The sequence below is a fragment of the Oceanobacter mangrovi genome, from assembly GCF_019740315.1.
Taxonomy (GTDB): Bacteria; Pseudomonadota; Gammaproteobacteria; order Pseudomonadales; family Oceanobacteraceae; genus Oceanobacter; species Oceanobacter mangrovi.
Genome location: NZ_JAHXZR010000004.1, coordinates 397,535 through 419,839, shown reverse-complemented (window position 1 = coordinate 419,839; position 22,305 = coordinate 397,535). Strand labels below are relative to the sequence as shown.

The window sequence follows — 22,305 nt, the reverse complement described above, 5'->3', positions numbered from 1 at the left end:
TCACTCAGCCGTTTCCACAATGCCCAAACCAAAGTCGTCCAGCGTTGGGGCTGTCGGGTCGGTAAACAGGCTGATAATGTGGTTAGCGATTACACCGAAGGTGTATGCAGTTTCCTCAGTCGAATCATCGGTATCCGGCACGGCCATGGAAATATGGCTGCTCTGGGCATCGGAGGTGGTATAGGTGATTTGTACCGGTGTAGATACAGAGTCGATGGTGGTGGTATCAACCTGGGTTGCGCCTAACGCAGCCAGCAATGGATTGGTACCAGACAAAGGCGCACCGTCAACACTGTTTGGCACTACCAGATCGCCATCCGATTTCAGGAATGAGTACGGCGTACCAGTGGCCGTCAGTTGGGCAGCAAAGTTAACCGGGTCTGATGAATCCACCGTCGCCTGATAGACATACAACAAGGACTCGTAGCTGGCGCCATCTTCGGTCAGACCAAAGCTGCCAGTCAGAGTACCAGTGATAACCGGGCCATAGGTTGCTGAACCTTCCAGCAATTTGGCCAGACCGCCACCAGCAACCCCAATCGCAGCTGCCTGAATCGGATTCAGGGCACTGTTACCATTGCTGTTGAAGTCGGTGGTATTGGCGTTGTTAACCGACACAAAATCGGTACCGACAATGCCGCCCAGCGAAATACCGGCGAAGTAGATCTTGTCGGCATCAAAGTCCGGTGCACTGTTGAACGTACCGTTGCCATCACCGTCGATGTCCATGAAGGGAATCGAAGCGTTCAGGTTCATCAGGTCCATCACTGCCTGTCGGGTGTTATCCCGGGTGGTCTGGAAACGCAGGAAGTTGATGTACAGCGAACCGGAGGTGTTGGCAGAAGCATCCGAGGCACTGACAGCCGTTGGCGTACCGCTATCGGATGTCAGGCCAAAGTGACGCTGACTGATGGTCTGGCCGGTTACCACGGCAGTTTTGGTGCCATCGTCCAGCGCCAGGAAGTTATTCAGTGAATAGGCACTGTTTTCACTGCCCGCAACGATCGCCAGCTGTGGAATCGTTACCGCTGAATAACCGGAACCCAATAGACCGGACAGGTCCATGGTAACGGTGTCCGTTGGCATTGGGCCATGCAGCGGCAGGTCGATTGCTACTGTAGCCATACAGTTCTGGGCAAACTGGTCTGCCAACGGCAGGGTTGCCATACGGTTAGACGTCAAACCATGCTGATAAATCACCACCGGCCAACCAGTGGCTGGTTTGGTACAGCTTGATACCGGCTCAACCACCATCACAGGGACAGAAACCGTGCCTTGCTGGGCTGCAAACGGGAACAGGTCGGTAACGTTTTCAGATGGTGCTGTGTAGGCGGCGGCAGTCGTGCTATCCGCACCGCTGGCCAGCATGATGTTGGAGATAACATCCTCGTCCGCTTGCCATTGAGTTGTCACCACATTAGCTGCGGTCAACTGGTTGGCCGCACAGGCGGTGGTCGCTTCGGAGCAAGCGTAACCATCCAATGGACTTTCGCCCGAATAGGCTCCAGCCGGAGCTTCGTTATAGTATGGCAGTTCGATACGACCGGTACGGAAGCTGGCTTGCAGACTGCTTGAGAAATAGGCAGATGGCACAGCAGTGCTGGCCGAGAAATCGGTCTCTCGTGGAGCTGGTGCTGGCAAGGTGCTTAGCAAGGAGTAGCCCTGCAACAACGCCTGGGCATCGGTAGCCGGATCGGTCGAACCAGAGTAAGTCAGCAGTGTCTGCAGCGTGGCCAATTTGGTGGCCGCGTCGTCATCGGTAGTCCCCAGGTAGTACTGGACGTATGCCGGAATACTCTTGTTCGACAACGCACTGTTGGCATTGCCCGGCGCAGCCATGGCATTCAATACCGTGGTGGTACCGCCAGTGGTAAAGGTATAAGCCAATGCCACATCAGCAGTCAGTCCGGCAGCGGCGGCAAAACCACTGGCCAGGGTATCCCAACCTTCTACGGTGCTTTTGATCGACGCCAGCGAGGTCACATAGGACTCTACGGATGTATCAGACAGGTACTGATACTGGCTGGAGCCGGTAATCGGATTACCGTCCGCATCCAGCATGGAGTCAAGCACAATCACCAGATAACGGGTGCTGCCTGACAATGGAGAGGTCGGGCTGATACGCAGCACGGTATTTTCTGAGTCGGCATCGGCGTAGCTGATAACCTCGGCAGAAATCGCGGCCGGGGTGCCAAAAGGTGCTGATGCCACCAGCGAACCCGTCTTTGGATTACCATCATAGGCCAGCGGCACCAGCCACACAGAACCTGCTGTCAGATCAGTGTCCAGCGAGCCGCTGAACTCAATGTAGAACGGCGCAGTGGTCGAAAAGCCATCCATGTCATTGAGGGCGTCGTAAACCGGGTTGTAACTACTGTTTACCGTACCGGTCTCAGTCAGCGGGCTGATATCCTTGCCTGCGGCATAATAAAGAGTGCCGTCCACATCGGTAGAGTCAACAGCATTGCCGTCTTCATCAACCGGATAGGTCTTATAGAGAATATCGATATTAAGTGGCAGCTGACTCAGCGCCGGATTAAAAAGAGGAGATACGGAAGTTGCTTCAGAAGTATCGCTGCCGGCATCGATAGCCGTTTGGTTGACTTCGCTGTTGCCGCTGGTGCTGCTTATATTACAACCCGCTAACGCCGCCGTGGCTGCCGCAATGGTCAGACCAAGAATCGTCTTCTTCACCATGATGCTACCTGTTTATATTGTTGTTATTACTGCCGCCAATGGTTACAGAACGTCCATATTCGCAGCATTGCGAGGACTATAATCCCCCTCCCTGAGCATCCTAATCCCCTGAAAGTATGAAACCTACCAAAACATCCCCTTGCTTTGTTAGATTTTGTAACAGAGCCGGTTTTTTTCTAACCGGCCCCGCTGTCCGTCACTGAACAAATGGCCCAATCGTAGCTTTGAATAGATGCCAATCAGCCTCAGAACACAATGGTCTTGTTGCCGTGCAACAATACCCGACCTTCCAGATGGCTCCGTACGCCACGGGCCAGCACCATCTTTTCAACATCTTTGCCCAGTCGCACCATGTCTTCTACGGTGTCGTTGTGACTGATGCGAACGACGTCCTGATCAATGATAGGCCCGGCATCGAGCTCTTGCGTAACATAGTGGCACGTTGCGCCTATCAGTTTGACACCACGCTCGGCGGCCTGATGGTATGGCCGCGCACCAACAAAGGATGGCAGGAAGCTGTGGTGAATATTGATCACCTGGCCGTGGTAATGCTGACACAGCTCCGGCGGGATAATCTGCATGTAGCGCGCCAGCACTATGGTGTCGGCGTTGTGCTCTTCAACAATCGCGTTCACCCGCCGGAAATGCTCCGCCTTGTTGTCCTTGTCGACAGGTACGTGGAAGAACGGGATACCGTGCCACTCCACCAGCGAACGCAGGGTATCGTGGTTGGAGATCACACAGGGAATCTCGCAATCCAGCTCCTTGCTGTGCCAGCGATGCAGCAAGTCCACCAGACAATGGCTGTCCTTGCTGGCCATCAGAATGACTTTCTGTGGTACGCCGGAATCTGAAATCTGCCACTCCATGCCGAATTCCTCAGCAATCGTTTCAAAGCGGCTGCGTAACTCTTCAATCCCAAACGGCAGTGAGTCAGCACGAATACAGTGACGCATAAAAAAGCGCCCGGTGGTCGGATCTGAGTAGTGATTGGCCTCAACAATCCAGCCACCTTCTGCCGACAAGAACTGCCCTACCCGCGCGACAATGCCGACCCGGTCGGGGCATGAAATGGTCAATCGATATACTCTTTCCATAATATCCTGCCTGTCGGGGCCAAAATTTTATTGGCCCCTGCTATACAAAAAAACGGAGTTTAACCGTTATATAAAGAAATGTGTGTGTATCCATCAGGGTCACGCAGCCTGATTCATTGCGCCACCCCTGATAACCGGAGGAGCCGCTCGATGACGATTATTGCCTTCGATATGGGCCTGAAGGTTGAAACACCTGTCCATAACAGTCACCGCAAGGTGCATCAAACAGAAGCCATCAGCCCGAGCCAGCCGGTGCGGGAACTCGAAGATCCGGTCGATGCCGCAGGTCGTGCCGCCAGTTACCAGCGCCATAACAAGGGAGCAACCTCCAGCAATGTCGCCGCTGACATCATGAGTTCACCAGTGATCAGCATCAGCCCTGATGCCACCATTGCTGAAGCCTGGCGGCTGTTTCAGCAACACGGCATTCGCCAGCTACCGGTTGTCAGAGATCAGCAACTGCAAGCCATGCTGTATGAACGTACCCTGCTGCAACACGGATTTCTGGAAGGTGGCAGCAACTTTCAGCAATTCGCAGCCAGCCAGATCCAGCCTTTGCTGCAACGGCCGGTACTGTGTGTCTATGCTGATACCGATTTAATGACCGTCGCGCACTTATTTGCCGAACAACAGGTCGAATGCGTACCTGTTGTTAACGATAGCGAACTGGTTGGCCTGATTACCCGTGGTGATTTCATCAAGGCCATGGCACAGCAATCTGGCTACTCCTTCTGGGTTTAGCTATCTTACAGGTATTAGAGGCAACCAATTGATACTGGTGCCTGGATCTGAAGTTACACCATTGCCATCTGTCAGCTCCAGGCCACAGGAGGCTTATGCAACATTACGAACTGATTCACCCCAAAACCCATCTGCGGGTATTGTCCCGTCATGAAATCCAGCAGCTGCGCGACGTTGGCAACACCACTCACGACCTGGTACGGCGTTGCTGTTACGCAGTACTCAGTGCCGGCAGCCTCAACGACAACTATGTAGAAATCGAACAAGACTATCAGCAGTTCGATATCCAGTTTGATCAGGAAGACCGTGGTCTGGTGGTCAAGCTGGTCAACCCGCCCGCCAGCGCGTTTGTCGATAACGAAATGATTCGCGGGGTACGCGAGCAGATGTTCTCGGTGCTGCGTGACGTGCTCTACGCCCAGGATTCCATTCTCGGCGCCCACCGTTTCGACCTAGACAAGGGTGAAGACATCACCAATGCCATCTTCCATCTGCTGCGCAACGCGGGCGTATTAAGGCCGGATCGTTTGCCCAATCTGGTGGTTTGCTGGGGCGGCCACTCGATTCCTCGTAACGAATACGAATACTGCAAGGAAGTCGGTTATCAGCTCGGTCTGCGCGGCCTGGATGTCGGCACCGGCTGTGGGCCAGGTGCCATGAAAGGGCCCATGAAAGGCGCCATGATCGGCCACGCCAAGCAACACAAACGGGACGGCCGTTATATAGGTATCAGTGAGCCCGGCATTATCGCCACCGAAGCCCCCAACCCCATTGTTAACGAGCTGGTGATTCTGCCGGATATCGAAAAACGCCTGGAAGCCTTCGTGCGTATGGCCCACGGCATTGTGATATTCCCCGGCGGACCGGGCACCGCGGAAGAACTGCTGTACCTGATTGGCGTTTTGTCTCACCCGGATAACCACTGCCAGCCATTCCCGGTGGTGATTACCGGACCACAGGAAACAGCCGACTACCTGCGAGCACTGGATCGCTTCATTGGAATGACTCTGGGTGAAGCAGCCCGCCGTCATTACAAACTGATCATCAACGACCCGGCACTGGTAGCGCAGGAAATGCGAGCCGGTATTGAACAGGTGCAGCTGTATCGACGTCAGGGTGAAGATGCCTTCTTCTTTAACTGGTCGCTACACGTTGAGCAGGAATTCCAACGGCCGTTCGATCCTACTCATGAAGCCATGGCAGCCCTGAATCTGTCATTGTCAGCCCCCAAACACGAACTGGCCGCCGACTTGCGGCGGGCCTTTTCCGGCATTGTCGCAGGTAACGTCAAGGCCGATGGCATCAAGCGGGTGGAAGAATTTGGCCCCTACCAGTTACATGGCGATGCCGAAATCATGACAGCAATGGACAGCCTGCTGGCCAGTATGGTGGCCAACGGTCGGATGAAGATCAGTGGCAATTACAAGCCCTGTTACCAGATAGCCCGGTCATAAGGTCTGTTGAACCGGTCAGCCACAACTGACCGGTTCAACCTGTTAGAGAGAGCCCTCAGCAGCCGCTACGTACCCTCAGCAGCCGCTACTTAATAGTAGCTGAGGATTTCTGTAATGCCGGTTGGGCCGTACAGCTCAACTTCTTTCTGCACCGAAGTCATGGGTTTGATCACTGCGTCACGACCGTGCTTGTAGCTTTGCTCGTCGACGATCACCTTGTAGGCCTTGTTTAACTGCAACGCCCGCTCACGGCTTGGCATCATCAGATTGTTAATATCGGTTTTGAGTTGTTCGAAAGCCGCTGTTTTTTTGCTGCCATCGGCATTGAAGAAGCGTTGACGAACTTCATCGTTGGTACGGAACTCATTGCCGGTCGGGTTCTGCTGCAAATAGTAGGCGTATTCACCCTGGCCATCTTCGCGCAGTGGATCAGCCACCCCAGCGAAGCCTTTTTCCATCCAGTGATACCAGCCTTCCTTATAAGAGTTGGCAGCGTCGAACTTGCGGGTAAACGCAAAGGTTGAATCATTGGTGACACCAATGCCGGAATGACAGCCGACACAGAAGTAGTTTTCTTCATAGCTTTGCGGACGCAGCTCACCCGCCTTGTCTTCAATAAAGCCCTGATAGATCCAGCCGGTTTTTAACACCAGGCCATCTTCCATGTTGCCAATCAATTCCTTGGTACGCTCCGGGAAGTCATGACGTTCTTTTTCTTCTTTCTCAACGTAGCGCTGCAGGTTGAAATAGGTTCTCCAGCTGGCTTTACGACCGTAACGTAATTCTTTCATTCGCGGCGCAATCGCACTGTTACCCTGACTGTCGATATCGATATAACGCACCGAGTGCACAAACTCGGTCCCTTCCGGATACAGCCGTGCTGCCAGGTGTACCTGTTTTTCATCCAGCAGCTGTTTGGCCTGGCCAACGTAACTCATGTAAATATCTTTCAAAGGCGCCCAGTCATAACGAATCAGACTGCTTTTCGCCAATTTGCCATCCTTGTTGAGGTCAACACCAAAACGGTTTTCGTCCACCTCGGTAATCACCACATCTCGCTGCTTCATCAGGCTTTCAACGATCGCCAAGTTCACCATATAGGTTTGCTGATCATATTCACCGGCATTCAGCTGTCGAAAGGCTTCTGGCAGACGAATCAGAACATCATCCGTCGAGCCATTGGTCGGCATAAAAGTGCCAAGGAACGGATAATAGGCAAACACTCGCCAGCCGGTTGGGTTACCTGCCGGGTCGCGGTCGAAGCCCTGCTCATCGAACTGGAAATAGACATCCGGCACATAGCCGTCCCACTGGCCGTTCTTGTTACGGTCCCATTCGGCTGGAACCTGCTTCAGCTTTTCAGCCAAATAAATCGTGCCATTCTGATTGGAATAGTTGTCCTGCCGGACATATTGCAGAATTTCCTGATCAGATATTTTGGCAATCTCTGCGGTGCGATCCTTATATACGTTACTCCAGGAATGGGTAACGCCGGGCTCAGGCATATTGTAGGCGACCTGAACATCCACATCGCTGAAATAGTTCGGTTGCTTGCTCTCGGTATGGCAGGCGTAACAAGGGTTATGAATAACCCCGGCTTCATCTTTTGGCTGGGTATAACACTGTGGCAACAGATACGGCGTCGGACTTTCAAGACGATCTGCCGTCAGAGAATCACTGACAGGATTTTGCAGGCTGGTACTGGCAACCGTTCCCGCCACCGCACCACAAGACACTACACCCGTTAAAACAACCGATAACCAATTCGCAACGTTCACAACAACCTCTCAAACAGAAAAAGGGCGGGGATATCCCCGCCCTGTCACTCAGGCAAAGTCAGACTTATTCAGCAATACCAGGGAATGGACCGATATAGCCGGTGTAGGCCATTTCTTCGCCAGCGCCGGTATTCATATCGCCGTCAGACTCACCGTAAGGATGCTGTACAACAGACATCAGGTAAGCCCAGCCGTTGATGTTTGGATACCAGTAAGGAGAAGTGGTCTCAGCGCCGTAAGGAGTAGTCTGGATACGGGTCAGGGAAGCATCGTCAAACTCGTAAGCCCAGATCACGTCGTTCTGGTGACCAGAACCAGTGTCTTCACCAATGATCAGCTTGTCGTAGCCAGACATGTAGGTCACGTTGTCCGGGTTGGCAATGCCGTTGATATGACAGCTGTTGTTATCTTCGAAACCGGTTACTTGAGCATCGTCGTCAGATACCGGACGGCCTTCAACCAGTGCATACATGGAGTTGGCAACATAGTCAGAACCAATGGTGGTATCAGCCGCTACGTCCAGCTGGTAAACGATGCCGCACTTGTTGCTTTCAGACAGCTGGATGTCACCGCTGGTGTCGCTCATGCTGGAACCAACATCAGACATACCAACGTACAGCTTGCTGCGAGTTGGATCGAAGGTTACACCTTCTTCTTTCTTGAACTCGATAGAAGCACCGTTGATCGCTGCATAACGGCGGGTTTCCATACGAGAAGCGATAGTTTCCATACCATCAACGACTTTCAGACACTCAGCACCGCCACTGGCAGTATTGATATAAGTGAAACCATCAGTGGTACATGCGCTATCAACCACGGTTTCTGATTCAAACAGATCGGTGAACGTCAGCTGAGCCTGGGAATCTGAACCATTTACGTAATCGTAAATGTCGTCATCGCTGGCATGACCCAGTTCGATCCAGCTGATGTCTGCGACACCACCGTTGTCACCAGAGGTCTGGTTCCACTTGGCGGCATACAGGTTACCTGCACTCAGGTCGCCAGCAGTATCCGCAATAAACATGAAGAAGCCAACGTTGGTACCGTCGTCAGTCATGTAAACAGTTTTGGAATCTGGCATTACATAAGACAGTTCGAATGCCAAACGGCCCATAGCGTAGTGCTTGGTCAGCTCGGTAGAAGCATCTTCAGAGACTTCGATCTCGATGTTCCAACCGTAGTAGTACGGGTTCCATTCGGAATCGTCAGCGTAATAAGACAGCATGCTACGCTGGCCACTGTCTGGAGTCGCAGCGTTTGGTTCGTACTCTTCAGAAGCCAGGTGAGTGGTCCATGGAGTGACGGATGCAGCACAGTGTACCCAACCGCCATTCACAGAAGACTGGTCAATCTGCTTCATGGATTTAACAGACAGGGCACCATTGGTTTCGTTCTGATCCAGTTCCATCAGGAACATGGCACCAGGAGTGGATTCCATCTGGGAAACAGAGAACAGCTTGTCACCAATAGGCAGCAGCGAAGTATGTTCGTTGCTGTTGGTTACATTGATGCTGCCGTCATCGCTGAGCAGTACCGTACCGGCTTCGTCAACCAGCTGACCAAAGGTCACGCCGTTGTAGTCAGTGCCAGAACGTGCCAGCAGGTTGAAAGAACCACCAAAGGTGCCTTCACCAACAGTTGCAGAAGAAGCAAAGATGGCGCGCTTGTCAGCGTCGGTCATCGGAGCATCAACACCTTCGAATACCAGTTCAGTACCATAGGTCGCAGTGGTGGTATCAGCGGCAGTCAGATCCTCACCATCAGCACCATCAGCACCAGCAACGCCCTGTGCACCAGTTGCACCATCGTCACCATCAGCACCACAAGCAGCCAGACCAGTTGCCAGGAAGGCAACCAGCATTGCATTCAGCAGCTGGTTCTTCTTGAATTCCATAACTTTCTCTCTCATCAGGTATGGTTTTTTTAGAGGCCGTCAGGCTATGCGTGGAAAATGACAAGCTGAGTAAATTTATATTGCAGTTGTTAGTCAGAAATAAGACAAGGCAATCAGAATACGACTGATTACGGCCCCCTCTGGGGCAGGAAAAGACGCTGCAGGCCTTATAAGATCAGGGTTTTTATAGCCGTGGTTATGGTTGGCTTTATGAATATCTCAGCCAGAGAAACTGACTGTTTATTGAATTTTCTTCTAATTATTTTACACAAAAGCAAACATCCCGATGGAACTTCGGCCAATCGGGTTTCATTGACCAAACAGATTTACCGGTCAATCTGCTGATCAATCGCTTCGGCCAGCTGTAAACACAAGCCAGTCACACCGCCTTCTTCATGACTCCATATATCAACCGTTAGCTTACCCCACTCCACTGTCAGTCTGGGGTGATGATTGAGCTGCTCGGCCAGTTCGGCACATTGGTTGGCAATCGCCATGCTGGCGGCAAAATTACGGGTCTTAAGTTGCAGCTGTAAGCCACTCATACCATCACTGATTTCGACCAGCTGCCAGGCAGATGGGGTGGCTTGCAGAAAGTGATTCAGCTGATGTTGTGTTGCCAGTGTCATAGCGGGTTTCCTGCTGCTGTTCGTTACGGTTTTTGTTGAGGCAAAAAAATACCCGGCAAAGCCGGGTATTTTCAACGCCAGGTAGTCGTTATCACGAGTGTGATTATGCGATTTCTTTGGCGGCGATACGGGCAGACCATTCGATCGGACCGGTGATGTGAACGGATTCACCCTTGGTGTCTACCGCAACGGTCACTGGCATGTCGACCACGTCGAACTCGTAGATGGCTTCCATACCCAGATCTGCGAAAGCCAGTACCTTGGCATCCTTGATCGCCTGGGAAACCAGGTAGGCAGCGCCACCAACGGCCATCAGGTAAACGGCTTCGTTGTCCTTGATAGCGTCAATCGCCAGCTGGCCACGCTCGGATTTACCGATCATGCCCAACAGGCCGGTTTGCTCGATCACGGTACGGGTGAATTTGTCCATCCGGGTCGCTGTGGTTGGGCCAGCAGGGCCAACAACTTCGTCACGTACCGGATCAACCGGGCCAACGTAATAAATAAAGCGGCCTTTCAGATCCACAGGCAGTTCTTCGCCCTTGGACAGCATATCAACGATACGTTTGTGGGCAGCGTCACGGCCAGTCAGCATCTTGCCAGACAGCAGGATGGTTTCGCCGGTTTTCCACTCTTTGACGTCTTCTGGAGTAACGGTGTCCAGATTGACACGACGTACGCTGTCGCCCACTTCCCAGGCGATTTCCGGCCAGTCTTCCAGGCTTGGAACTTCCAGTTTGGCTGGGCCTGAACCGTCCAGTTCAAAATGAGTGTGACGGGTTGCCGCACAGTTAGGAATGATGGCAACCGGCTTGTTGGCAGCATGGGTTGGGTAATCCATCACTTTAACGTCCAGCACCGTGGTCAAACCACCCAGACCCTGGGCACCAATACCCAGTTTGTTAACCTTGTCGAACAGCTCCAGACGCAGTTCTTCAGCACGGTTGCTGGCACCACGGGCTTGCAGTTCGTGAATGTCGATTGGCTCCAGCAGGGATTCCTTGGCCAGCTGCATGGCTTTCTCGGCAGTACCGCCGATACCAATACCCAGCATGCCTGGTGGACACCAGCCAGCACCCATCAGCGGAATTTGCTTCAGCACCCATTCCACCACGTCATCAGACGGGTTCAGCATGGCGAACTTGGACTTGGCTTCAGAACCACCGCCCTTGGCAGCAACGTGAACGTCTACTGTGTTGCCAGGAACCAGCTTCATGTGAATAACAGCCGGGGTGTTGTCCTTGGTGTTGGTACGCTTGCCATCCGGGTCAGCCAGTACAGAGGCACGCAGTACGTTGTCCGGGTGCATATAGGCACGACGCACGCCTTCGTTACACATGTCTTCAACCGACATGTCACCTTCGAATTTGACGTCCATACCAATGGTCAGGAACACGGTCACGATACCGGTATCCTGACAGATCGGGCGGTGGCCCATCGCACACATGCGAGAGTTGATCAGGATCTGCGCCATGGCGTCTTTGGCGGCCTGGGATTCTTCACGCTGGTACGCTTCGTATACCGCGTCGATAAAATCTTTTGGGTGGTAATAGGAGATGTACTGCAGCGCATCAGCGACGCTTTGGATCAGGTCTTCTTGCTTGATCACGGTGGTCATGTCGTGTTCTCTCTCTGTGCTCTCTGGCTCTGATTATGAGCTTGGGCTGGCGCTGCGGGAGGATCCGTTGCCAGCCGGTAAAGTGCGCCGGGCGACGCCAGCGCGAACGGGCGACGATTGTACCCCAAGGGGATAGTCGCGCAAACGCAAGCAGGCTGCGGCTTTGGTCAAAACCCCAGCTGAATTACTGTGTTGCGGCCGGGGTATGTAATGTGGTGACACGCTGCTCCAGCATCTTCAGGCGAGTGGTCAGCGTTTCGATTTCTTTCTCACGGGCAGCCAGCGCGGTTTGCAGGCTCTTCACGGCGCGCTGGTTAAACTGGGTGCTTTCGGAGTTTTGGGCAATGCGCAGTTCAGACTCCGGCAAGGACAACACGGCCGCTTCGGTGGAAACCACCCGATCGGACAAGGCCGACAGGTCCAGCTGTTGTTGATCCAGCACCAGCTTCTGTTCACCCAGGCTACCACCCAGCTGTTCGGCGGTTTTATTCAGGCCCTTGAGTTCGCGATCGTTGGCGGCGATGCCTTTGGCGTTATCAGCAATTCCCTGTTTGTTGCGCTTGTTGGCCACATCCCAGAGCTTGCGGATTTCGGAATCATGTTCTTTCAGCAGCACCTTGAGCGCGTCCAGTGACAGGCTGGCGTTCTCGCCAGTGGCTGACAGACGGTCGTTCAATGCCTTCAGGCTGGCGCCCTGTTTGTCGACAATGTCGTTGGCTGAGACCAGCTGTTGCTGCAACTGCTGAGTCTGCCAGAACAGGAAACCAGCAGCGCCAGCGGCCAACAGGCCAACCAGCAAGGCAACAATCGCCAGCGCAGATGAACCACCAGCACTGTTATTGCTCACTGGCGCAGAGGTTGGCCGACGATTTTTCATCTGCCGCTGGCGAATTTCGATGTCATCGATAGACGGGGTAATGTCGGGAACAATCGGGTCTTTGGCATTATCCATTACGGTCTTCCGGCTGGGATGGCAACTACAGGGACGGACGCAGTATACAGACAATGCCGGAAAATACTCAGGTAGCCGGACACATGCTGGCGCTGATACCGTCATCAACCCGGCGCATACTACCGGGAACCGGTCATGTTGCTGGATCGCTGCGTTCTGTCTTCAGTGCCAGATGCCATAGAGATTGACTATCGCAGCAATTACAAAGCCGGTGTTATGATGCAATGACCTGAAGCAAATAAAGCCGGAGGGGGATTGAAAATCCATGCATTTGCCCCCATCCAGCAGCTTACGCAACCACAGCCTGATAATGGAGACATCTCATGGCCTTTGAACTTCCTGCTCTGCCTTACGAAAAGAACGCCCTGGAACCACACATGTCCCAGGAAACTCTGGAATTCCACCACGGCAAACACCACAACACCTACGTAACCAAGCTGAACGGCCTGGTTCCTGGTTCTGAATTCGAAGGCAAAACCCTGGAAGAAATCATCAAGACTTCTTCTGGCGGTGTTTTCAACAACGCAGCCCAGATCTGGAACCACACTTTCTTCTGGAACTGCCTGTCTCCAAACGGTGGCGGCGCTCCAACTGGTGCAATCGCTGACGCGATCACTGCTTCTTTCGGTTCTTTCGAAGAATTCCAGGCCAAGTTCAACGACATGGCTGTTAACAACTTCGGTTCTTCCTGGACCTGGCTGGTCAAGAAAGCAGACGGCACCCTGGACATCGTTAACACTTCCAACGCTGGCACTCCGCTGACTGAAGAAGGCCTGACTCCAGTTCTGACTGTTGACCTGTGGGAACACGCCTACTACATCGACTACCGCAACGTACGTCCAGACTACCTCAAAGGTTTCTGGGCGCTGGTTAACTGGGAATTCGCTAACGCCAACTTCGCGTAATCGAAACCGGTTCGACCAAAACAAAAAAGCGAGTGGGTTACCCCACTCGCTTTTTTTATAGCTGCTGTTTGAGCTGCCTGAAGGCAGACGGAACCTTCGCGTTCCTGTTCAGCTCAGCAAGCCGTCAAACAGCTCCACCAGCACCTTGTCACCTTCGGCATAACCCGCTACCTGAGCATTGATCACCAGATAAGCATTGGCCTTCGACATGGTACTCAGCAAACCGGAGCCCTGACGCGCCAGCGGCGTCACTTCCAGTACGCCATCCTCTGACAGTGCAACGACTGCACGCTGAAACTCCTGCCGCCCCGGGCTGCGCTTGAGCTTACGGGTAATACGTGCCATCACTTGCAAACGAGCCGGGCCATGGTCGCCCATCAGTTTTTTCAGCAGCGGGACAACCAGCTGATCAAACGTCAGCATGGCGGACACCGGATTACCCGGCAGGCCGGTAAACAGGCTGTTGGGCAACTTGCCATACGCGAACGGTTTGCCCGGCTTGAGCGCCAGCTTCCACAAACCCACTTCGCCCAGTTCATCCAGAATCTGCTTGCTGAAATCGGCATCACCGACCGACACACCGCCAGACGCAATCACCAGATCGGCACTGCTATCAGCATTCATATAAGCCTGCCGCAGCGCTTCCGGGTCATCCGCGACAATGCCGTAATGCTGCACTTCACAGCCCAGCCGAACCAGCAAGGCGCCCAGCACCTGGCTGTTGGATTCGTAAATCTGGCCGGACAACAGCGGCTGACCGGCGGCCACCAGCTCGGTGCCGGTCGCCAGCACCGCCACTTTCGGACGGCGAATAACGGCAACCTGGTTGATGCCCAGGCTGGCCAGTAAACCGAGGTCAGCCGCCCGCAAGCGACGGCCAGCGTCCAGCACCACTTCACCTTCCGACAGTTCTTCACCGCGCAGCCGCACATTGGCGCGAGGCTTGACCGCAGCGATAAAGCGTACCTTGCCGTCATCAGACAACTCGGCATCTTCCTGGCGGATCACAGTGTCAGCTCCTTGCGGCATTTTCGCACCGGTCATGATGCGGGCACACTCCCCCGCCACCACAGGCTGACTGGTCAGGTCACCGGCCAGAATGCGCTGACTGACGGTCAAGCGATCAAATTCACTGAGATCTTCGACCCGCACGGCATAGCCATCCATTGCCGAATTGTCCTGCGGTGGCAGCTCCATTGGGCTGAGAATCGGGTTCGCCAATACCCGCCCGTCGGCCAGATTCAGGGGAAGCCACTCCTGTTCCTGTAGCGGCTGAATCGTCGCCAACATGGTTTCCAGCGCCTGATCAAGTGTTTGCAAACCAGGGGCATCACAGGATGTCATTGGTTATCTCCCTTTTTTATATCTTTCTATTATTCGGCGGCAGTAACCACGCCATCCACAGACAACCAGTCCTGCAGACGCGCTTGCACGGCATCGCCAACCTTCAGTTCACCGACGCCTTCCGGTGTGCCAGTGATAATGATGTCGCCCGGATTGAGAGTAAAACAGCGGCTCATTTCAACCAGTAGTTCGGCAATCGGGAACAACATGGCCGCACTGCTACCGTCCTGACGGGATGCGCCGTTGATGTCCAGCTGCAAACCAATGTTGGCCCAGTCAGTCACCTTGCTGGCGGATACGAACGGGGATACCGGACAGCTGCCATCGAAGGCCTTGGCTCGTTCCCAGGGATGCGCCTTGTCTTTCAGGCCGGACTGCACATCACGCAGGGTCAGATCGAGCGCCAAACCCACACCGGCAATCGCCGCCAGCGCCTGGGCAGCATCTGCATTCTTGAGTTTTTTACCCAGCAACAGGGCGATTTCCAGTTCGTAGTGAACCGAACCCTGACCGGTTGGAATGGCAAACTCACCGGCCATATCGACCACCGCATCAGCGGGTTTGATAAACAGCAACGGCTGTTGAGGGACCGGATTATTCAGTTCAGCAGCGTGCGCCGCATAGTTACGGCCCACACAGACAACTTTGCCGGTTGGACTGAGGAATTCTTCAGCATCAAGGATTGGGGTATACATAACACACCTCGAATGAAACAAGGCGGTTACTATAACGTCAGATGGCTCACTCCCCAATGAGCCGCACCAGAAAAGATTCTGGCTGTCGCGGTCAGGCAGATTGGTTAAATTTGTCGCCGCGAATCAACTCCGCCAGCTCACGCTGAACCATTGCCGGATCGGCAGAATTCAGTTCCAGCACCCGCCGTAACACAATCAGGCTTTCCAGCCCTAATGAATCACAGGCGCAGCCCACCACGTCATCATCAACGTGGGCCACAGAACACTCCATCACGATCTGCTCATCGCCCAACGTCAGGGTGAAACGCACATGCTGTTCCAGCGCCCAGTTAACTTCTTCCGGACGCACCAGTAAAACACCACGCAGACTGATGTCCAGGCACTGTACTTCCATCGACTGACCCTGGCTTTCAACCAGCGCACGACGTAAAAAAGGGACTCGTGTGTAACGACGCTGCTTCATGCTCGATTCCTGAGGTGAATACTACAGGTTTAGCTGATGCCTGCTGGTTCGCAACCTTGCTGATTGGATAAACAAACAAGTGTTCTTAATAGAACCCTTAAGAACCCGGCTGCGGCAGCCTAACAGCATCTACTGATCAAAAACCAGCCAATTGTCAGCATTATTACCAAGCCTGCGTTGCGATAGCAGCAGCCTGTCGCCACTATTTCGCCAAACCTGAATTATCCGGAGAACTCCATGGGCGCCGCCACTCAGATCAGCCAGCCAGCCAACGATGCCATCACCTCCCTGATCCGTCATGACTGGACGCTGGACGAAGTGCAGTCGCTGCTGCAACTGCCGTTCAACGATCTGCTGTTCCGCGCCCAGACTATTCACCGCCAGTATTTCGACCCCAATGCCGTGCAGGTCAGCACCCTGCTGTCGATCAAGACCGGCGCCTGCCCGGAAGACTGCAAGTACTGTCCACAGAGCGCCCGCTATGACACCGGGCTGGAAAAAGAACGCCTGATGGAAGTCGAAGCAGTACTGGAAAAAGCCAAAGCTGCCAAAGCTGCTGGCTCCGACCGTTTCTGCATGGGCGCCGCCTGGCGTTCACCGCATGAGCGCGACATGCCCTACGTGCTGGCGATGGTCAAAGGCGTGAAGGAACTGGGACTGGAAACCTGCATGACCCTCGGCATGCTGGATGAAGGCAAGGCCCAGCGTCTGGCCGAAGCCGGTCTGGATTATTACAACCACAACCTCGATACCTCACCGGAATTCTACGGCGAAATCATTTCTACCCGCAGTTACGACGATCGACTGGCAACACTCGAAAACGTTCGGAGCGCCGGTATGAAAGTCTGCTCCGGCGGTATTCTGGGCATGGGTGAAAGCCAGCGTGACCGCGCCGGTCTGCTGCGCCAGCTGGCCAACCTGCCACAACACCCGGACTCGGTACCCATCAACCAGCTGGTAAAAGTATCTGGCACGCCACTGGAAAACGCTGAAGCAGTAGACCCGCTCGACTTTATCCGCACCATCGCGGTGGCCCGTATCCTGATGCCAAAATCCCACGTACGTCTGAGTGCAGGCCGTGAGGAAATGAGCGACGAAATGCAGGCCATGTGTTTCTTTGCCGGTGCCAACTCGATTTTCTACGGTGAGTGCCTGCTGACCACGCCCAACCCGGCGGCCAACAAGGATCAGCAACTGTTCCGTCGTCTCGGCATCAACTCCGAGCACCAGGTGACCCAGGCACCGGAAGAACTGGATGACCTGCTGCCAGCCGCCAAAGACGAGAGCGAACAATACGCTCGCCTCGGCGCCTGATCCCATTACGCAAAAAGGAGCTGGTCACACCAGCTCCCTTGCCATTCGTAGCACGACTATCGATACCATCCTGTCTCATGCCAAGGTAGGACATGCCGTCGTTTCCCTTTTTCACTGAAACAGTATTACCATTACTCAAGTAGTGAAATGAGAAATGACCAAGATGCTGCCAAAGACGCTTGGCACGGCGCAGGAACCGCTCTGCCCCAAACGAATTGCTCTGCTACAGGAAATGCCGATTTTTGGCGCCCTGAGTGCAGCAGCAATCGAATTTATCGAACAGCACTGTAACCAGGTCAGCCTGGAACCGGGATCGGTATTTTTCTACGAAGGTGACCCTGCCAGCTCGCTGTTTGTACTGGAGTCCGGCCATGCCGAAGTCATCAAGCAATGTGGCGATGAGTTACGTACCCTGCGGCAGCTTGGCCCGGGAGACAGCTTTGGTGAAATGGCCATTGTCGACATGAACCCCCGCGGTGCTACCGTACGCGCGACTGAAAAATGCGTCGCCCTCGAGTTACCCGCCGCCGCCCTCTACGAGCTGTACCAGTTCGACCTCGAACAATTCACCCTGATCCAGATGAACATGCTGCGGGAAATCAGCCGGCGGTTGCGTTTTCTTAACGACAAGCTGGCTCACGAACGGCCGGACATTCTCGAAAAAGCCTCGCGGGTGTAAATCGCCGCGGTAAAAACAAAGCGCTGTTTAACCACATCAACGGTAAACCGCCAGCAGGCTGGCAAACTTCCGTCGCCTGCCTGATTCAAACAGCGGATGCCTTTTCAAACAAAAGGGCCACGCGGATCAATCCGCGCAGCCCTCTCAAAGGTATCAGCCCCTGGCAACCCGGGGCATCAGAACATCGCTTACAGCGGCACGATATGCACCGGACATTCCGCATGGTGCAGCACTTTCAGAGCCACTGAGCCCATGGTGGTGAACTTGTGATGTTTGCGAGTGCCCATCACGATCAGATCGGCGTTGGTATCCGCCGCAGTCTTGAGGATTTCTTCGTATGGACGACCTTCAGCCAGCTGGTACTTCACCGATTCGGCATTCAGCGTGGTTTCGATACCTTCCATTTCCTCATTGAAGAAAGCCACCATCCGCTCGTGCATGGTTTTTTTCAGATAATCGACGCCCTCATCGTGCAGGCGATCCATCTCTTTCTCACCCATCACATTGCGCACCATGATGTAGGCGCCTTCCGGCAGCGGTTCCATCACATGCAGAAACACAATCTCGGCACCATAAGCCTGCGCCAGGCTCACTGCGGCACGAAAGGCAGGACGGGAACCTGCACTGATGTCAGATGCGTACACGATGGTTTTAATGTTGGGAATCATAAGCGCCTCCAAAAATTAACTGCTGGGTTTGTTATACAGGCGACGGCGGAAATGCCCGCGTCAGCTCCTTTTTGTCTGAGTCTATTGATATCCATATTCAGGCTGCTGATGCTGATCTCCGTCATCTTGTCATCAGAGCCGCCTGATTGATTGCGACTGTCGTGACATTTGGCAGGATTTCTATGGATCTCCCGGGGAGGATTTTGCCAGCTATAAAATTTCGCAGGTTTTGGGTGACCAGCCAGAAAATAAAAAACCGCTCGACCTTGCGATTGAGCGGCCTTTTATTTTCAGCAGCAGCGATGGCAAGCCTGTCGCTGCAGCGGGCGGCCTTACTGAGCCAGACGTTTGTACTTCACGCGCTTCGGCGCCGCGTCGGCTCTCCCCTCGCCCCGATGTTCTGGAGAAATCGCTGCTGGCACAGTGGGTCGTCGACAGTTTTAACCAGACTCCGGATCCAGCCCCTGCGCTCCCGCGCGAGGTCTGATTCATGATCGAAAATCGTTTTGGACGCAGATGTTTCCCGACACTACCCGAGTCATTGCCTGGTTACCCGGATAGCACTTGGCACTGACTCACAACGTCATATGGTATTTATCACACCAATACGATCTATCAGCCAACTTATCGCGCCCCAATTCATCAAAACGCCTAACCAGTCGATCCAGCTGCTGACTGGCACGTTCTTTATCCCCGAGCAGATAATGCATAAGAACCTTTATTCCAGGATCTCCTTGCATCACGTCATACCATGGATGTGTGATAAAAGACGGTAAATCAGAAATAGGGTCCAACCATTCTGCCAGTGGCGAGATCAGGGAATCTATTTTTTTACAGGTTTCAGCCAGCGATTGCTCATCAGAGAAGCCATAGATCTCAGGCTCTGTAGAAAAAAGCGTGTTGACCCGATTTCTCGCGCCACGCGATGAGCACTCATACTCTTTTGGCTTTTCAGTTATATAAATATCCTGATATTTGCATATTTCATCGAATGCAACACCGACATTAATAAAAAACCGTTTTTCAAAAAATGAGCTGCCAACACTGGATTGAAAATTAATCACAATAGATGAGTCATCATTACGCTTAAAAAAATTTTCGCCTGATTTTTTATAACCATACTGTTTGAGTACCGGGGCTACGCTGGTCTTTAACAAATCATCAAAAGCAGCCTGTGCCAGTGATTTTTCACGTTTCATAAAGTGCTGAACCTCAAATTCAAAAACAGGATTCGCATATCCTGAAACAAGTTCAGGGGGACGGTAATTTTCGTTGAAAATTACCTAACTGGCGGGTAATACAATCAATCATCATCTTGCATGGCGATGTCATACTGGCCGCTATTCAGTCCGGCCAGGCGATTACAGATTTCAGCCTGTACCGATTTCGCTCAGTACTGTGACTTCGTCATCCTGATGGAATTGATACTGGCCGCTGGCGCCATCGAAATTGAGTTGATGCGCCCGATGATACGTCCGTCATCACTAATACAGTCAAGTTCTTGCTGGAAGGGGAAAAACAGCACGGCGGTTTCCCTGAAGTTATGGCGAAAATAGCGGCGAAGGTAAAGGAGCAGAAGCCATCCATGTGTAACATGGGTGGCTTCCCGCAGGTTTGGAACCCAGTGATCAGCCCAGGCGCTTGTACTTCACGCGCTTCGGCGCCGCGTCGGCACCCAGGCGCTTCTTGCGATCGGCTTCGTACTCGGTGTAGTTGCCTTCGAAGAAGGTGATGTTGGAGTCGCCTTCGTAAGCCAGGATGTGAGTGGCAATACGGTCGAGGAACCAGCGATCGTGGGATACCACCATCACGGTGCCCGGGAAGGCATCTACTGCTTCTTCCAGTGCGCGCAGGGTTTCTACGTCGAGGTCGTTGGACGGTTCGTCCAGCAACAGCACGTTCGCCCCTTGCTTGAGGGTGTAGGCCAGTTGCAGACGGCCACGCTCACCACCAGACAATTCACCAACACGCTTCTGCTGGTCACCACCCTTGAAGTTGAAGCGACCAATGTAGGAGCGGCTCGGGTATTCCTTGCCGTTGATGTTGAGCATGTCGAGACCGTCAGAAATCGCTTCCCAGACAGTTTTCTTGTCGTCCAGCTCGTCACGCAGCTGTTCAACAAACGCCAGCTTGACGGTTTCACCGGTGACAACTTCACCGGAATCCGGCTTTTCCTGACCTGCAATCATACGGAACAGGGTGGATTTACCAGCACCGTTACCACCGATGATGCCGACAATGGCACCCGCCGGCACAGTGAAGCTGAGGTCATCGATCAATACGCGGTCACCAAAGGATTTGGTCACGTTGTGGAATTCGATCACCTTGTCGCCCAGGCGTGGACCAGGTGGAATGTAGATTTCGTTGGTTTCATTACGGGTCTGGAACTCACGGGAGTTCATTTCCTCGAAGCGAGCCAGACGGGCCTTGGACTTGGACTGACGGCCCTTGGCACCTTTGCGAACCCATTCCAGCTCATGCTTGATGGCCTTGGTGTGGGCGTCTTCCTGCTTTTTCTCTTGTTCCAGACGCTTCTCTTTGGCTTCCAGCCAGGTGGTGTAGTTACCTTCGTACGGAATACCGTGTCCACGGTCCAGTTCCAGAATCCACTCGGCACAGTTATCGAGGAAATAACGATCGTGGGTAATCGCCACCACGGTGCCCGGGTATTCTTCGAGGAATTTTTCCAGCCAGCCAACGGATTCCGCATCCAGGTGGTTGGTTGGCTCGTCGAGCAGCAGCATGTCTGGCTTTGACATCAGCAGACGACACAGCGCCACACGACGGCGTTCACCACCGGAAAGCTTGGATACGTCTGCATCCCAGGGCGGCAGACGCAGTGCGTCGGCAGCAATTTCCATCTGACGGTCGAGGTCATGACCACCAGCGGATTCGATAATGGCTTCCAGACGACCCTGCTTTTTGGCCAGTTCGTCGAAGTCAGCATCTGGCTCGGCATAGGCGGCGTAAACCGCATCGAGTTCAGCCTTGGCGTTCATCAGTTCGCTGAGGCCGTCTTCAACGTTGCCTTTGACGTCCTTGTTTGGATCCAGCTCAGGCTCCTGTGGCAGATAGCCGATTTTCAGGTCTGGCTGCGGCCGCGCTTCACCAATAATGTCGGTATCCAGACCGGCCATGATTTTCAGCAAGGTGGATTTACCGGAGCCGTTGAGGCCCAGTACACCAATCTTGGCGCCGGGGAAGAAGGATAACGAAATGTCGCGCAGAATCTGGCGTTTGGGCGGGACAATCTTGCCCAGACGATTCATTGTGAATACATACTGTGCCATGGTGGACCTCGATAACTTGATAAACGGCGCCAAACTACTTAAAACCGCCGCTATTGGCAATCCAATCAGGTGAACTGACCACTGTAA

18 protein-coding genes are annotated in these 22,305 nt (G+C 53.6%); 5 read left to right on the top strand and 13 right to left on the bottom strand.

From position 1 onward, the window contains the following. Together K6123_RS11595 and purU are read right to left on the bottom strand one after the other, a co-directional pair. The gene (locus K6123_RS11595; RefSeq protein ID WP_221797847.1) at positions 1 to 2,697 is read right to left on the bottom strand and encodes a hypothetical protein; all 2,697 of its coding nucleotides are present in this window, start codon (positions 2,695 to 2,697) and stop codon (positions 1 to 3) included. A 245-nt stretch (positions 2,698 to 2,942) separates the two neighbouring features. After that, the gene (gene purU, locus K6123_RS11590) at positions 2,943 to 3,794 is read right to left on the bottom strand and encodes a formyltetrahydrofolate deformylase (protein ID WP_221797845.1); all 852 of its coding nucleotides are present in this window, start codon (positions 3,792 to 3,794) and stop codon (positions 2,943 to 2,945) included. 150 nt (positions 3,795 to 3,944) lie between these two features. Between purU and K6123_RS11585 the strand changes: the two genes are divergently transcribed. Next, positions 3,945 to 4,535 carry a CBS domain-containing protein gene (locus K6123_RS11585; protein WP_221797843.1) on the top strand — a complete coding sequence of 197 codons (591 nt, stop codon included), beginning with the start codon at positions 3,945 to 3,947 and terminating at the stop codon, positions 4,533 to 4,535. A 95-nt stretch (positions 4,536 to 4,630) separates the two neighbouring features. Next, the gene (gene ppnN / locus K6123_RS11580) at positions 4,631 to 5,989 is read left to right on the top strand and encodes a nucleotide 5'-monophosphate nucleosidase PpnN (RefSeq protein ID WP_221797841.1); all 1,359 of its coding nucleotides are present in this window, start codon (positions 4,631 to 4,633) and stop codon (positions 5,987 to 5,989) included. 89 nt (positions 5,990 to 6,078) lie between these two features. On the opposite strand, the gene K6123_RS11575 is transcribed toward ppnN, so the two are convergent. From K6123_RS11575 to K6123_RS11555, 5 genes are all read right to left on the bottom strand, one after another. Continuing rightward, complete coding sequence (locus K6123_RS11575) at positions 6,079 to 7,767, bottom strand: hypothetical protein (RefSeq protein WP_221797839.1); 1,689 nt, start codon at positions 7,765 to 7,767, stop codon at positions 6,079 to 6,081. A gap of 64 nt (positions 7,768 to 7,831) precedes the next feature. Next, positions 7,832 to 9,661 (bottom strand): alkaline phosphatase PhoX, encoded by a 1,830-nt coding sequence (locus K6123_RS11570; RefSeq protein WP_246624735.1) that lies wholly within the window; start codon positions 9,659 to 9,661, stop codon positions 7,832 to 7,834. 326 nt (positions 9,662 to 9,987) lie between these two features. Then, on the bottom strand, positions 9,988 to 10,290 hold the full coding sequence (locus tag K6123_RS11565; protein WP_221797837.1) for a 4a-hydroxytetrahydrobiopterin dehydratase: 303 nt from the start codon (positions 10,288 to 10,290) through the stop codon (positions 9,988 to 9,990). Between the two features lie 103 nt (positions 10,291 to 10,393). Further along, a complete protein-coding gene (locus K6123_RS11560; protein WP_221797835.1) occupies positions 10,394 to 11,908 on the bottom strand; it encodes a fumarate hydratase in 1,515 nt (504 codons plus the stop codon). A gap of 184 nt (positions 11,909 to 12,092) precedes the next feature. Continuing rightward, complete coding sequence (locus K6123_RS11555; protein WP_221797834.1) at positions 12,093 to 12,860, bottom strand: hypothetical protein; 768 nt, start codon at positions 12,858 to 12,860, stop codon at positions 12,093 to 12,095. 323 nt (positions 12,861 to 13,183) lie between these two features. Between K6123_RS11555 and K6123_RS11550 the strand changes: the two genes are divergently transcribed. After that, positions 13,184 to 13,765, top strand: coding sequence for a Fe-Mn family superoxide dismutase (locus K6123_RS11550; RefSeq protein WP_221797832.1), 582 nt, complete (start codon positions 13,184 to 13,186; stop codon positions 13,763 to 13,765). Between the two features lie 108 nt (positions 13,766 to 13,873). Here the strand turns inward: K6123_RS11550 and moeA are convergent, their stop codons facing one another. From moeA to K6123_RS11535, 3 genes are all read right to left on the bottom strand, one after another. Next, positions 13,874 to 15,109, bottom strand: coding sequence for a molybdopterin molybdotransferase MoeA (moeA, locus tag K6123_RS11545; RefSeq protein WP_221797829.1), 1,236 nt, complete (start codon positions 15,107 to 15,109; stop codon positions 13,874 to 13,876). A gap of 29 nt (positions 15,110 to 15,138) precedes the next feature. Beyond that, positions 15,139 to 15,804, bottom strand: a complete 666-nt coding sequence (locus tag K6123_RS11540; protein WP_221797828.1) for a fumarylacetoacetate hydrolase family protein — start codon at positions 15,802 to 15,804, stop codon at positions 15,139 to 15,141. A 91-nt stretch (positions 15,805 to 15,895) separates the two neighbouring features. Then, positions 15,896 to 16,267 (bottom strand): PilZ domain-containing protein, encoded by a 372-nt coding sequence (locus tag K6123_RS11535; protein ID WP_221797826.1) that lies wholly within the window; start codon positions 16,265 to 16,267, stop codon positions 15,896 to 15,898. A 237-nt stretch (positions 16,268 to 16,504) separates the two neighbouring features. Here K6123_RS11535 and bioB point away from each other — a divergent pair, with 237 nt between their 5' ends. Then, positions 16,505 to 17,581 carry a biotin synthase BioB gene (bioB, locus tag K6123_RS11530; RefSeq protein ID WP_221797824.1) on the top strand — a complete coding sequence of 359 codons (1,077 nt, stop codon included), beginning with the start codon at positions 16,505 to 16,507 and terminating at the stop codon, positions 17,579 to 17,581. Positions 17,582 to 17,735: 154 nt separating this feature from the next. Next, positions 17,736 to 18,260: a Crp/Fnr family transcriptional regulator gene (locus K6123_RS11525; protein ID WP_221797822.1), complete on the top strand. Its 525-nt coding sequence runs from the start codon at positions 17,736 to 17,738 to the stop codon at positions 18,258 to 18,260. 188 nt (positions 18,261 to 18,448) lie between these two features. Here K6123_RS11525 and K6123_RS11520 read toward each other — a convergent pair whose 3' ends face one another. From K6123_RS11520 to ettA, 3 genes are all read right to left on the bottom strand, one after another. Next, positions 18,449 to 18,928, bottom strand: a complete 480-nt coding sequence (locus K6123_RS11520; RefSeq protein ID WP_221797820.1) for a universal stress protein — start codon at positions 18,926 to 18,928, stop codon at positions 18,449 to 18,451. Positions 18,929 to 19,503: 575 nt separating this feature from the next. After that, positions 19,504 to 20,127, bottom strand: a complete 624-nt coding sequence (locus tag K6123_RS11515; protein ID WP_221797818.1) for a DUF4304 domain-containing protein — start codon at positions 20,125 to 20,127, stop codon at positions 19,504 to 19,506. Between the two features lie 429 nt (positions 20,128 to 20,556). Further along, positions 20,557 to 22,218: an energy-dependent translational throttle protein EttA gene (ettA, locus tag K6123_RS11510; protein WP_221797816.1), complete on the bottom strand. Its 1,662-nt coding sequence runs from the start codon at positions 22,216 to 22,218 to the stop codon at positions 20,557 to 20,559. Between the last annotated feature and the right edge of the window lie 87 nt (positions 22,219 to 22,305).

Bases quoted from the DNA above. Each gene is read 5' to 3' on its own strand.
- K6123_RS11595 (WP_221797847.1), bottom strand. From the start codon at position 2,697: ATGGTGAAGAAGACGATTCTTGGTCTGACCATTGCGGCAGCCACGGCG.
- purU (WP_221797845.1), bottom strand. From the start codon at position 3,794: ATGGAAAGAGTATATCGATTGACCATTTCATGCCCCGACCGGGTCGGC.
- K6123_RS11585 (WP_221797843.1), top strand. From the start codon at position 3,945: ATGACGATTATTGCCTTCGATATGGGCCTGAAGGTTGAAACACCTGTC.
- ppnN (WP_221797841.1), top strand. From the start codon at position 4,631: ATGCAACATTACGAACTGATTCACCCCAAAACCCATCTGCGGGTATTG.
- K6123_RS11570 (WP_246624735.1), bottom strand. From the start codon at position 9,661: ATGGAATTCAAGAAGAACCAGCTGCTGAATGCAATGCTGGTTGCCTTC.
- K6123_RS11565 (WP_221797837.1), bottom strand. From the start codon at position 10,290: ATGACACTGGCAACACAACATCAGCTGAATCACTTTCTGCAAGCCACC.
- K6123_RS11560 (WP_221797835.1), bottom strand. From the start codon at position 11,908: ATGACCACCGTGATCAAGCAAGAAGACCTGATCCAAAGCGTCGCTGAT.
- K6123_RS11555 (WP_221797834.1), bottom strand. From the start codon at position 12,860: ATGGATAATGCCAAAGACCCGATTGTTCCCGACATTACCCCGTCTATC.
- K6123_RS11550 (WP_221797832.1), top strand. From the start codon at position 13,184: ATGGCCTTTGAACTTCCTGCTCTGCCTTACGAAAAGAACGCCCTGGAA.
- moeA (WP_221797829.1), bottom strand. From the start codon at position 15,109: ATGACATCCTGTGATGCCCCTGGTTTGCAAACACTTGATCAGGCGCTG.
- K6123_RS11540 (WP_221797828.1), bottom strand. From the start codon at position 15,804: ATGTATACCCCAATCCTTGATGCTGAAGAATTCCTCAGTCCAACCGGC.
- K6123_RS11535 (WP_221797826.1), bottom strand. From the start codon at position 16,267: ATGAAGCAGCGTCGTTACACACGAGTCCCTTTTTTACGTCGTGCGCTG.
- bioB (WP_221797824.1), top strand. From the start codon at position 16,505: ATGGGCGCCGCCACTCAGATCAGCCAGCCAGCCAACGATGCCATCACC.
- K6123_RS11525 (WP_221797822.1), top strand. From the start codon at position 17,736: ATGACCAAGATGCTGCCAAAGACGCTTGGCACGGCGCAGGAACCGCTC.
- K6123_RS11520 (WP_221797820.1), bottom strand. From the start codon at position 18,928: ATGATTCCCAACATTAAAACCATCGTGTACGCATCTGACATCAGTGCA.
- K6123_RS11515 (WP_221797818.1), bottom strand. From the start codon at position 20,127: ATGAAACGTGAAAAATCACTGGCACAGGCTGCTTTTGATGATTTGTTA.
- ettA (WP_221797816.1), bottom strand. From the start codon at position 22,218: ATGGCACAGTATGTATTCACAATGAATCGTCTGGGCAAGATTGTCCCG.